The sequence below is a fragment of the Pseudonocardia sp. ICBG601 genome, assembly GCF_020496245.1.
Genome location: NZ_JAHLJA010000030.1, coordinates 1 through 12500 on the forward strand (window position 1 = coordinate 1; position 12500 = coordinate 12500).

Annotated in this window: 6 protein-coding genes, 2 rRNA genes and 2 pseudogenes (1 of these 10 running past the window's edge); 4 read left to right on the forward strand and 6 right to left on the reverse strand. The window is 72.3% G+C overall.

Annotated features, from left to right (window positions below):
• Positions 1-418 (forward strand): annotated as a pseudogene (locus tag KPL57_RS10780) (MarR family winged helix-turn-helix transcriptional regulator); the annotation flags it as partial.
• A 112-nt stretch (positions 419-530) separates the two neighbouring features.
• Positions 531-986: an isochorismatase family protein gene (locus KPL57_RS10785; protein ID WP_264197975.1), complete on the forward strand. Its 456-nt coding sequence runs from the start codon at positions 531-533 to the stop codon at positions 984-986.
• A 314-nt stretch (positions 987-1300) separates the two neighbouring features.
• Here the strand turns inward: KPL57_RS10785 and KPL57_RS10790 are convergent.
• Both KPL57_RS10790 and KPL57_RS10795 read right to left on the reverse strand, forming a co-directional pair.
• A pseudogene (locus KPL57_RS10790) lies at positions 1301-3166 on the reverse strand (transglycosylase domain-containing protein); the annotation flags it as partial.
• A gap of 64 nt (positions 3167-3230) precedes the next feature.
• Positions 3231-6689 carry an indolepyruvate ferredoxin oxidoreductase family protein gene (locus KPL57_RS10795; RefSeq protein WP_226351488.1) on the reverse strand — a complete coding sequence of 1153 codons (3459 nt, stop codon included), beginning with the start codon at positions 6687-6689 and terminating at the stop codon, positions 3231-3233.
• Between the two features lie 153 nt (positions 6690-6842).
• On the opposite strand from KPL57_RS10795, the gene KPL57_RS10800 reads away from it, so the two are divergent.
• Positions 6843-7286, forward strand: a complete 444-nt coding sequence (locus KPL57_RS10800) for an Lrp/AsnC family transcriptional regulator (protein WP_226351489.1) — start codon at positions 6843-6845, stop codon at positions 7284-7286.
• A gap of 39 nt (positions 7287-7325) precedes the next feature.
• Positions 7326-8549: a glycosyltransferase gene (locus KPL57_RS69565; protein ID WP_226351490.1), complete on the forward strand. Its 1224-nt coding sequence runs from the start codon at positions 7326-7328 to the stop codon at positions 8547-8549.
• A 10-nt stretch (positions 8550-8559) separates the two neighbouring features.
• Here KPL57_RS69565 and KPL57_RS10810 read toward each other — a convergent pair whose 3' ends face one another.
• The 4 genes from KPL57_RS10810 to KPL57_RS10825 all read right to left on the reverse strand — a co-directional run.
• The gene (locus KPL57_RS10810) at positions 8560-9075 is read right to left on the reverse strand and encodes a hypothetical protein (protein ID WP_075307501.1); all 516 of its coding nucleotides are present in this window, start codon (positions 9073-9075) and stop codon (positions 8560-8562) included.
• Positions 9076-9279: 204 nt separating this feature from the next.
• Positions 9280-9690: a zf-HC2 domain-containing protein gene (locus KPL57_RS10815; protein WP_226351491.1), complete on the reverse strand. Its 411-nt coding sequence runs from the start codon at positions 9688-9690 to the stop codon at positions 9280-9282.
• A 696-nt stretch (positions 9691-10386) separates the two neighbouring features.
• Positions 10387-10503 (reverse strand): 5S ribosomal RNA (gene rrf / locus KPL57_RS10820).
• Positions 10504-10607: 104 nt separating this feature from the next.
• Positions 10608-12500 (reverse strand): 23S ribosomal RNA (locus KPL57_RS10825); it runs 1194 nt beyond the window's last position.

Here is a 12500-nt window from a genome sequence, read left to right on the forward strand (position 1 = left end):
CTCGACCGTCAGGTCTGCTTCGCCCTCGCCGTCGCGGCCCGCAACGTCATCGCGCTGTACCGGCCGCTGCTGGAGCCGATGGCTGGCTGACCCACCCGCAGTACCTGGTGCTGCTCGCGCTGTGGGAGCGCTCCCCGCGCTCGCTCGGCGACCTGGCCCGGGAGCTCGCGCTCGGGCCCGGCACGCTGTCGCCGCTGCTCAAGCGGCTCGAGGCCGCGGGTCTGGTCGACCGGCGCCGGGTCCCGGGTTGACGAGCGGACGATGGCGGTGTCGCTCACCGACGCCGGGTGGGCGCTGCGCGGGCGCGGGCCGAGGCGATCCCGGGTGGGCGATCGTGGACCGGCTCGGGATGCCGCTGCCGGAGCTGGAGGAGCTGCGGACGGTGCTGGACCGGGTGATCGCCGCGTCGCGCGGCTGACCGGGGCGGTGGTGCGGGACCGGTCGCCGGCCGTACCGTCTCCGCCGTGCTGATGACCGCAGGCAAGGCCGTCCTGCTCCTGGTCGACCTGCAGGAGCGCCTGGTCCCCGCGATGCACGACGGCGATCGCGTCGTCGAGCGCGCCGCCCGGCTCGCCGAGGCCGCGACCCTGCTGGAGGTCCCGGTGCTGGCCACCGAGCAGGTCCCGGAGAAGCTCGGCCCGACCGTCGAGCGGCTCGCCGGCCTGCCGCACCTGGTGATGCCCAAGACCCGCTTCGCCGCCGACGACGGCGTGCTGTTCCCACCCGGCCGCACCGAGATCGTCGTCGCCGGGGTGGAGGCGCACGTCTGCGTGCTGCAGACCGTGCTGGAGCTGCGCGCCGAGGACCGCCGGGTGGTGGTCGTCGCCGACGCCGTCGGGTCCCGGTTCCCGCAGGACGAGCAGCTGGCGCTGGAGCGGGCGCGCGCGGCCGGGGCGGAGGTCGTCACCTCGGAGATGGTGCTGTTCGAGTGGCTGCGCGACGCCGCGCATCCGCGCTTCCGCGAGGTCCAGACACTGCTGAAGTAGGCCCGGTCACCCGGTGCGGGGCTGCAGGTAGGCCGGGTCCGGGTCGGGCAGCGGCACGTCGGCCCGCCCGGCGACCAGCGGGTCGACAGCGGCGCCGCGACGGTCCCGCCGAACGCGCCGTGCCCGCAGTCGCCCAGGTGCACGGGGTCGCCGGGGCAGATCTCCGACGGGTTCGGGCCGTCGGCGAACACCATCGAGGACCCCGCCACGCCGTCGATCCCGCCGGTGGCCCCGACGAACGCGACCGACTCCGAGGAGTTCGTCGTGCCGGTCTTGCCGATCGTGGGGCGCGTCCAGCCCGCGGCCCGCGCCGCGGCCGCCGAGGTGCCGGTCACGGTGTCGCCACCGAGCCCGGCGGCCAGGGTGTGCGCGACGCCGGGGGCGACGGCCTGCTCGCAGGCGGGCCGGTTCACCGGCACCGCCGCACCGTCGCGGCCGGTCACCGACAGCACCGCGTCCGGGGCGCACCAGACGCCGTCGCTCTGGATCGTCGCCGCGACGTTCGCCTCCTCCAGTGTGGACACCGGGCTGACCCCGAGGGTGAACGACGGGAGGTTCGCGAAGAACTGCGACTGCGGCTGGGAGATCCGCGCGTCCGGCGACGAGGGGTCCGGCGTCCCGCCCGCCGCGTTCGACGCGAGGGTGTCGCCCAGCCCGAGCCGGCGCGCCATGTCCACCACCCGGGGGATACCGGTGCGTTCCTCGAGGTCGACGAACGCGGTGTTCGGCGAGGTCGCGAGCGCGACGGGCAGCGGGATCGGGTCCGGGTAGTTCGGGGTGTCGTTGCTGACGGGGTAGCAGCTGCTCCCCGCGCCGGGGAAGCACGCCGAGGCCGGGTCGGGCAGCGTGCTGTCGTAGCCGACGGTGCCCGCCTCCAGTGCCGCGGCGGTGGTGAAGATCTTGAAGGTGGAACCGGCACCGAAGACGTTCGACGGCGCGGCGACGAGGTCGCGCGTGGTGTCGCCGGCCGCGGCGTCGGTGCCGGGCCGCCGGTTGGCGACCATGGCGAGGATCTGGTGGTCGCCGGTGGCGGCGTCGCCGTGGCCGGGCCGGATCAGCGCCAGGGTGTTGGCGACGCCGTCCTGGGTGCGCGGCACATTCGCGTCGACCGCCTGCTGCGCCGACGCCGTCGCGGCCGGGTCGAGGGTGGTGCGGATCGTGTAGCCGCCGGTGTCGAGCTGCTGCTCGGTGAACCCCGCCTTCTCCAGCTCGGACACCGCGTACTCGCAGAGGAACCCGGCGCCGTCGGTGGCGCCGTAACAGTTGTGCCCGGGGACCTGCGGCCAGCCGGGGCGCACCCCGAGCGGCGCGGCCGTGGCCTCGGCGGCCTGGGCCGGGGTGAGCGACCCGGCGTCGCGCATCGCCGCGATCACGGTGTTGCGCCGGTCGGTCGCGGCCTGCGGGTGGCGGAACGGGTCGAACAGCGTGGGGTTGTTGACCGCACCCGCGAGCAGCGCGGCCTGCGGGACCGTCAGGTGCGCGGCGTCGGTGCCGAACCAGGCACGCGCGGCGGCCTCGACGCCGTAGACGTTGCCGGTGAACTCGACGGTGTTGAGGTACCCGGCGAGCACGTCCTGCTTGGACGTGCTGTGCGCCAGGCGCTGGGCGAGCACCGCCTCGCGGATCTTGCGGGTCGGGGTGTCGGCGTGGTCGGCCCGCTGGGCGGCGGGGTCGTCGCGGTCGACGACGTCGATCAGCCAGTTCTTCACGTACTGCTGGGTGATGGTGGAGCCGCCCTGCACGGCGCCGCCCGCGGCGTCGGTGACCAGTGCGCGCAGGGTGCCGACGGGGTCCACCCCGGACTCGTCGAAGAACCGGCGGTCCTCGACGTCGACGATCGCGGCGACCATCGACGGGGAGATCCGGTCGTAGGGGACGGGGATCCGGTACTGCTCGTCGAGGTAGGCGATCGGGGTGCCGTCGCGGTCGGTGAGAACCGTCGCCGCGGGCAGCGCCGCCGCGTTCGGCAGGTCGCCGGTCGTCCCCGGCGGCACGACCGAGGCGACGGCGGCGACGCCGGACGCGGCGGGGGCCGCGCACCCGGCGAGGACGAGCCCGCCGGCCAGGATCCCGACCCCGAGCCGCCGCAGCACCGACGGGTCCGGGCGGCGCCACCGTCGCCCGGTGCGGGTCTCCCGGAGACGGTCGTTCCAGTGCTGTGCGATCAGGCGTTCCCCCACGCGGGCGATTGTGCGCCGCAACGCTGAGGGATGCCTGAGGCGCGCCCGCGCGAGTCGCTGAGAGTCAGCCGGTCAGGGCGGCGAGCGCGGTCCGGGCCTGCTCCCGGAACCGCTCGACGTTGCCGAGCTTGACGTCCTCGTAGCCGCGCACCAGGTCCGCGGTCTCGGCGACGGCGACCACACCGTCGACGGTGTCGTGCGTGAGCCGGTCCAGCGCGGCGCGGACCAGCGTCTGGTACTCCCCCACCAGCTCGCGCTCCACCCGGCGGACCCCGGCGCGGCCGAACACGTCCAGCGGGGTGCCGCGCAGCCGCCGGGCCGCGCGCAGCGCGCGGAACGCGGGGCCGGCCAGCCGGCTGTCGAGGGCGATCTTGCGGTTCATCCCCAGCGCGCGCAGCACCGGCGGGTGCAGCATCACCGAGACCCGGGCGTCGGGACCGAACGCGGCGTCGCGGCGGGCGGTCTCGACCGGGTCCAGGTGCAGGCGGGCGACCTCGTACTCGTCCTTGTAGGCCATGAGCCGGTGCAGGCCGCGGGCGTAGGCGGCGCCGACGCGCTCGCCGGCCGCGTCACCGGCCCGCGCGGCGGCGATGGCCGCCACCCGGCGGACCTCCTCGGCGTAGCGGTGCGCGTAGGCGGCGTCCTGGTAGCCGGTGAGGTCGGCGATGCGGGTGGCCAGCGCCTCGGTGAGCTCGGGGCCCGTGGCGACCGAGCGGGCCAGCGCCGCGGACACCTCGTCGACGGCGACCGGGGCCGGCTGCGGCGCGAGGAGCGCCCGGCGCACGGCGGCGGCATCGATCGCGGCGGCCCGGCCCCAGCGGAACGCGGTCAGCGTGGTCTCCACGGCCGCGCCGTTGACCCGGATCGCCTCCTCCAGCGCCTCGACCGACACCGGGAGCACCCCGTGCTGGTAGGCGGCACCGAGCAGCAGCATGTTGGTGGGCAGGTGGTCGTCGAACAGCGCCTCGGACAGCGTCTGGGCGTCGACGGCGAGCAGGTCGCGGGTGACCGCGCCGATCCGCTCGACGGCGTCGTCGGTGGAGCCGGGCAGCACGACGCGTCCGGTGACCATGGCCGCGGTCGGCACGAGCGAGGTGTTGACGACGGCGACGGTGTGCCCGGGCCGGGCGACCGCGAGCGTCGCGGCGGAGGCGGTGCCGACGAGGTCCATCCCGATCAGCACGTCCGCGGTGCCGCGGGAGGCGCGCAGGATCCCGTGGTGGGGCTGCTTGGCGATCCGGACGTCGGAGACGACCGGGCCGCCCTTCTGCGCGAGCCCGACCTGCTCCAGCCCGGCGGCGAACAGCCCGTCGAGGTGAGCGGCCATCTGCAGGATCGCCGAGGCGGTGACCACGCCGGTGCCGCCGATGCCGGGCATCCGGATCAGGGTCGCGTCCGGGTCGACCCGCGGCTCAGGGGCGACGAGCGTGACCGGCAGCGGCGGGATCTCCCGGCGCGGCCGGGTGCCGGGCACCACCGTCAGGAACGACGGGCAGTCGCCCTTGAGGCAGGAGTAGTCGGTGTTGCAGGACGACTGGTGGATGGTGGTCTTGCGGCCGAACTCGGTCTCCACCGGGAGCACCGACAGGCAGGTCGACTGGTCACCGCAGTCGCCGCAGCCCTCGCAGACCCGCTCGTTGATCAGCACCTTCTCCGCCGGGGCGGGCAGCTTCCCGCGCTTGCGCAGCCGGCGCTCCTCGGCGGCGCAACGGTCGTCGTGGATCAGGACGGTGACGCCGTCGAGGGCCGCGAGCTCCTGCTCGACCGCGGCCAGCTCGTCGCGGTGGCGGACGCTCGCGATCGGGTCGAGGGCGACGCCGCGGTAGTCGCGCGGGTCGTCGGTGGTGACGACGATGCGGCGCACGCCCTCCAGGGCGAGCGAGCGGGTGATGTCGGGGACGTTCATCCGCCCCTCGGCACGCTGCCCGCCGGTCATGGCGACGGCGTCGTTGTAGAGCAGCTTGTAGGTCATGGTGACCCCGGCGGCGACGGCGGCGCGGATCGCGAGCGAGCCGGAGTGGTGGAAGGTGCCGTCGCCGAGGTTCTGCACGAGGGTGCGGTCGTCGGTGAACGGCGCCAGGCCGATCCACTGGGCGCCCTCGCCGCCCATCTGGGTCAGCCCGATCTGGCGGCCGCGGTGCTCGCCGTCGAGGGCGATCATCGCGTGGCAGCCGATCCCCACGCCGACGAGCGTGTCGTCGCCGGTGCGGGTGGAGGTGTTGTGCGGGCAGCCGGAGCAGAAGTACGGCGTCCGGTTCCCGAGCAGGTCCAGACCGATCCGCGACGGCTTCGGCGGGGCGAGGCGCTCCAGGTGCGCGCTCGCCGCGGCGGGCAGCGTCCGTCCGGCGGCGGTGAGCCGGGCGGCCAGGGCGCGGGCGACGTCCTCGGCGCCGAGCTGGCCGCGGGCGGACAGCAGCGGGCGGCCGCGGTCGTCGCGGCGGCCGGTGACCGTGGGCCGGTGGTCGCGCCCGTAGAGCGCGTCGCGCAGGTGGCCCTCCAGGAACGGCACCTTGTCCTCGACCACGAGCACCTCGGCGCAGCCCTCGACGAGTCCGGCGAGCGCGTCGGCGTCGACCGGGAACGGCATGGCGAGGCGGATCAGGCGCACGCCCAGTGCGTCGAGCTCGGCCTCACCCAGGCCCAGGTCCTCGCACGCCCGCAGCACGGTGGCGTACCCGGTGCCGGAGGCGAGCACGGCGAGGTGCGGGTCGCGGGAGGTGAAGGTGACGCGGTTGAGCCCGGTCTCGCGGGCGTACTGGCGGGCGAGGTCGAGCCTGCGGGTGAGCTGGTCGTGCTCGGCCTCGACGGCGGCGGGCCCGACGAGCGGGCCGGCCTGCGCGCGGTCGGTGGCGGGCGGGGCCGGGACGCCGACCAGCTCCGGGCGCAGCGCGCCGAGGTCGACGGTGCAGGAGGCGTCGGCGACGTCGGCGATGATCTTCAGACCGGTCCAGAGACCGGTGGCCCGGGACAAGGCGACCGCGTGCAGCCCGAACTCGATCACCTCGGACACCGAGCCCGGCGCGAGCAGCGGCATCGTCAGGGACTGCGCCATCGGCTCGCAGGAGCTGGGCACGGTGGAGGACTTGCAGGACGGGTCGTCGCCGATGATCGCGACGGCGCCGCCGAGCCGGGCGGTGCCGGCCAGGCTGCCGTGCCGGATCGCGTCGGCGGCCCGGTCGAGGCCGGGGTTCTTGCCGTACCACCAGCCGACGACGCCGTCGTGGCGGCGACCGGGGACGGCGTCGAGCAGCTGGGTGCCGGCGACGGCGGTGGCGGCGAGCTCCTCGTTGAGCCCGGGCCGGAAGACCACGCGCTCGGCGTCGAGGTGGGTCCGGGCGCGGCCGAGCTCGGCGTCGAAGGTGCCGAGCGGGGAACCCTGGTAGCCCGAGACGAACGAGGCCGTGTCGAAGCCGCGCGCGGTGTCGAGGCGGGCCTGTTCGAGCACGAGCCGCACCAGCGCCTGGATCCCGGTCATCGGAGCCCGCCCGTGGGTGGCGAGGTACTTGTCGTCCAGCACGGTCATCGGTGACAGCTCCTCGTCGGGTGGGCGGCGCGGTCCGCTCAGGACAGCGTGACGAGCGCCACGACGCAACAGCCGAGGGAACTCTGACCGAGAGAACGCAACGGATACCGTGCGACGACCACACAGACGTGAATCCGTTGCGCCGGAGGTGCCGTGCCCGAGACCGAGGTCGACGAGCTGGACCACGCGATCCTGCGGCTGCTGCACGAGGACGCGCGCCGCACCTACGCCGACATGGCCGCACGGGTCGGGCTGTCCACCGCCGCGACCAAGCGCCGGGTCGACCGGCTGCGCGAGTCCGGGGTGATCACCGGCTTCACCGTGCAGATCGACCACGCCAAGCTGGGCTGGCCGGTCGAGGCGTTCAGTGAGATCCGCTACGCCGGCACCGCCAGCGTCTCGGAGATCGTCGACACGGCGTCGCGCCAGCCGGAGGTGCAGGCGGTCTACACCCTCGCCGGTGACCTCGACGCCCTGGTGCAGGTCCGGGTGCGCGATCTCGCGCACCTGCAGGAGGTCATCGACCGGCTGCGGCGCAACGGCACGGTCACCGGGACCCGGACGCTGATGGTGCTGGGGCGCTGGACCCGCACGTGATCAGTTGCTTATCGCAACGATCCGACCGATCATGATCGGGTGCTCGTTCTCTGCAGTGTCACCGGTTCGCCCTCGCACGGCCGGGCCGTGCTCCCCTTCGTCCGGGCGCTGGGCGATGCCGGCCACCGGGTCGTGGTGGCGTGCCCGCCCGACGTCGCGGGGGTGTTCGACGGTGCGTCTGTCGTCGTCGAGCCGGTACTCCCGACGATGGCCGCCGCCGCCGGACACCTCGGCCCGGTCCTCGCCCGGCTCGGCGGGCCCGCCGCACTGGCGACGCTGACCGCGGCCGAGGTGACGACGGCGCTGCTGCCGACCCTGTTCGCGGGTCCGCAGGTGACGGGCTCGGCGCGGGCGCTGCTCGCACTCGTGCGGACCCACGGGGTCCCGGACCTGGTGCTGCGCGACGGCGGCGAGACCGCGGGGTTCCTGGTGGCCGAGCACCTGGGGGTGCCGTGTGTGAGGGCACCGTCGGGCGCGGGCAACGTCCTCGACCCGCACCTCGTCGCCGACGCGCTGACCGAGCGTCGCGAGGAGCTCGGCTTCGCCGTCCCGGACGACCCGGCTGCGCTGCACCGGTGGGGGCGGCTGGACTGCATGCCGCAGCAGTTCTCGCTGGCCGGACACCAGATGGTGCCGGCGCGGGCGTTCCGCCAGGACGACCAGGTCACCCGCGGCGAGACGGTGCCCGGCTGGGTCGCCGCGCTGCCCGGGAACCGGCCGCTCGTGCTCGCGGGGCTGGGGACGGTGGTGCCGACGTTGGCCGGGCGCGCCGAGCGCAGTGCGCCCGTCGACCCGCACGCGGCGCTGCGCACCGTGGCGGAGGCGGCGTCCCGGCTCGACGCCGAGGTAGTGCTGTCCACCGGTGGCCTGCCGGTCGACGACCTGGACCTGCCCCCGCACGTGCATCCTGCTTCGTGGGTTCCGCAGCCGCTGCTGCTCCAGGTCGCGGACCTGTTCCTCACCCACGGCGGCTACAACGGCATCCGCGAGGCCGTGCGGCACGGCGTCCCGCTGGCGGTGCTGCCGCAGTTCGGGGACCAGGAGCACAACGCCGGGCGGGTCGCCGAGCTCGGGCTGGGCGCGCACTGCGGTCCCGACGCCGCCGAGATCGCCGCGACCTGCACGCGTCTCCTGACCGACGACGACGTCCGCGCGCGGATCCGCTCGGCCCAGCGCGCAATGCTGGCGCTGCCGCCGGTGGAGGACGCCGTCGGTGTCCTGGAGGACCTGGCCGCGCGCCGGGTAGCCGTGCTGGCGGCCTGAGCCGCAGGGGTCAGGCGGGCGGGCCGTGCGGGGCGCGGGGCCCGCAGGCGACGACGGTGCGTGCCCAGGTGCCGAACAGCACGAGCACCCCGAGCACGGTGACGACCAGACCCGGTCCGATGTCGTCGGTGCCGGCGACGGCGGTCTGGCGCGACCACACCGCCCAGAGCCCGGTGACCGCGCCGACGCCGGTGACGGTGGCCGCGGTCCAGGCCAGCGGCCAGAAGCGGGTCAGCAGGGCGAGCACCGACACCCCCACCGCGACGACGGCGACCACGGTGAACAGCCACGGCAGCGGCCCCATGGCGGCCCGGCCGGTGAGGACCTCCCACCCGGCGCCGTGGGTCGACCAGGGCATGAGCAGGGCGGCGACGACGGCGGCGACCCCCGCACCCGCGACGACCGACGCCGGACCGGGGTCGATCCAGCGGTCGACCCGCCACGCGATGCGGGTGAGCTCGTCGGCGAGCTCGGGTGTCGCCTGCGGGGACAGCGCGCCCGGGCCGGGCGTGCGCGGTGCACTCATGCGGCTCCCTCGTCGTCACTGCGGTGTCGTCGCTGCGTGTAGTCGCTGCGGTAGCGGGACGTCGGCACTGCTATTGCACCACGCCGGTAGCGGTCACGGCGCCACCGACGGGGTGGCTCCGGGGGCCGGTCGGCGAGCCCGCCGTGCGCACCGCCCGGCGGTCGCGGCGGTACCGGACCGGCCGCCGCGGTCGGCACCGCTCGCCTAGGCGGCGCGGACGGCGCAGCGGCAGGGCGCGCCCTGCTGGCAGCCGCAGCCACAGGTACTCGCGCATCCGCACGCCGAGGTCGCCGCGCCCACCGGGGCCGGTGCCGCCGAGCCGCCGCAGCAGCCGCAGCAGCCGCCGTCGAGGCAGCTCAGCCGGGGGACGGCCGCGGGCGGTGGTGCCGGAGCCGGAGCGGCGACGCCGAGCGCGGCGAGCACCCGGTCGGTGAGATCGGGGACCGGTTCCGCCGGACCGACGCGCGTGAGCCGGCCGAGCCGGTCGGCACCGTCGGTGAAGGCACGGCAGGACGCGCAGCCGGCGAGGTGGTCCTCGGCCAGCGCGCGCTCGTCGTCGGCCGCCTCGCCGTCGAGCCGGGCGGACAGCACCTCGCGGTAGCCCTGACAGTCCATACCATCACTGTCGTACACGAGGCCCGTCCGGTTCCACCCGACCCCCGTCCGTGTTCCGCGGTTCGTACGGCGCGTTCCTCGGTGGCACCGGCACCTGGCGTCCCACTGACAGCCCCGCGGGCCCTCGGGGAACCCGCCCCTTGCCCTTCCCGCGCGCAGCAGAAGGACGCCACCGGCGTGCGTCGCCCCGCTCCCGCCGCTCGCACCGGTACAGCAGCGTCGCCTGGTGGAGCAGCGTCGTCGATGAGGCAGCGTCGGCGGTGGAGCCAGCATCCTCGGTGGACCGGGGGTCACCGTGGCCCCGGCCCGGGCCGAGTCCCCGCCTACTCTCACCCGCCCTGCCTTACCGCGCCTCATCTATCGCCGCGGGTGCGTGTTCGACCTCGCACACCGTCCTGCGACCTCGCAGCCCCTGCAGCAGATGCGAGGTCACAGAAACCTGTGCAACGTGCCCCGCCCGGCTCACAGCCGGCGCAGAACAGAACGGGACGGGAGGGGGCGGGACGGGGAGGGTGCGACTCCACAACCGAAAGCGGGGCCCCGAGCACAGGCACACAACGCCCCGCACCCCGCCGGCCGCACTGTGGGCAGCGCTGTCGTGCCCTGGCAGCCTACGAAGAGCCGACCGGAACAGAGCCCAGAAAACAGGAAACGCCCCGGACAATGAAGTCCGGGGCGTTTCCAGTTCATGTTGAATGTCGGCGGCGACCTACTCTCCCACACCCTGGCGAGTACAGTACCATCGGCGCTGGAAGGCTTAGCTACCGGGTTCGGAATGGGACCGGGCGTTCCCCTACCGCAATGACCACCGACAACACTATTCAACAAACCCCCACACAAACATGGGGGGACCTACGAACACACAACCCGCACAGGGTTGTGGGCTCAGGGTCACACAGTGGATGCGAACAACTCGTTGTGGCAAGCCCTCGGCCTATTAGTACCGGTCAACTCCACCCCTCACAGGGCTTCCATCTCCGGCCTATCAACCCAGTCATCTCCTGGGAGCCTTACCCACTCAAAGGTGGTGGGAGACCTCATCTTGGAACAGGCTTCCCGCTTAGATGCCTTCAGCGGTTATCCCTCCCGAACATAGCCAACCAGCCGTGCCCCTGGCGGGACAACTGGCACACCAGAGGTTCGTCCGTCCCGGTCCTCTCGTACTAGGGACAGCCTTCCTCAAGTCTCCAACGCGCGCGGCGGATAGGGACCGAACTGTCTCACGACGTTCTAAACCCAGCTCGCGTACCGCTTTAATGGGCGAACAGCCCAACCCTTGGGACCTACTCCAGCCCCAGGATGCGACGAGCCGACATCGAGGTGCCAAACCATGCCGTCGATATGGACTCTTGGGCAAGATCAGCCTGTTATCCCCGGGGTACCTTTTATCCGTTGAGCGACACCCCTTCCACAAGGTGGTGCCGGATCACTAGTCCCGACTTTCGTCCCTGCTCGACCCGTCAGTCTCACAGTCAAGCTCCCTTGTGCACTTACACTCAACACCTGATTGCCAACCAGGCTGAGGGAACCTTTGGGCGCCTCCGTTACTCTTTGGGAGGCAACCGCCCCAGTTAAACTACCCACCAGGCACTGTCCCTGAACCAGATCATGGCCCGAGGTTAAGACACCCAATTCGACCAGAGTGGTATTTCAACAACGACTCCACCACCACTGGCGTGATAGCTTCACAGTCTCCCACCTATCCTACACAAGCCGAACCGAGCACCAATACCAAGCTATAGTAAAGGTCCCGGGGTCTTTCCGTCCTGCCGCGCGTAACGAGCATCTTTACTCGTAGTGCAATTTCGCCGAGTCTGTGGTCGAGACAGCGCCCAAGTCGTTACGCCATTCGTGCAGGTCGGAACTTACCCGACAAGGAATTTCGCTACCTTAGGATGGTTATAGTTACCACCGCCGTTTACTGGCGCTTAAATTCTCCGCTTCGCCCCCGAAGAGCTAACAGGTCCTCTTAACGTTCCAGCACCGGGCAGGCGTCAGTCCGTATACATCGTCTTGCGACTTCGCACGGACCTGTGTTTTTAGTAAACAGTCGCTTGGGCCTGGTCTCTGCGACCGGCCGTCCCTAGCCCGCAAGGAGCCTCAAGACAACCGGCCCTCCTTCTCCCGAAGTTACGGAGGTATTTTGCCGAATTCCTTAACCACAGTTCGCTCGATCGCCTCGGTATTCTCTACCTGACCACCTGTGTCGGTTTGGGGTACGGGCCGCAACAGCACTCGCTAGAGGCTTTTCTCGACAGCATGGGATCACCCTCTTCGCCTCAATCGGCTACGCATCACCTCTCACCCTTTGATGAGCCCCGGATTTACCTAGGACTCGGGCTACAGGCTTACACCACGACAACCACCGCGTGGCGGAGCTACCCTCCTGCGTCACCCCATCACTTGCCTACTACCAGATCGGATCCCACGCTCCCCCACAAACAACAACTCCCGAAGGAGCCGAGGTGGGTTCGGATGGTTAGCATCACCGGCCTTGGCATGGACGCACTATCACGAGCACGGGAATATCAACCCGTTGTCCATCGACTACGCCTGACGGCCTCGCCTTAGGTCCCGGCTCACCCTGGGCGGAACAACCTGGCCCAGGAACCCTTGGTCATCCGGCGGCAGAGATTCTCACTCTGCATTCGCTACTCATGCCTGCATTCTCACTCCCACACCCTCCACCCGTAAATCACTCCCGGGCTTCACCAGACGCAGGACGCTCCCCTACCCAACAACACCTAAAGATGTCATTGCCACGGCTTCGGCGGTGCGCTTGAGCCCCGCTACATTGTCGGCGCAGGACC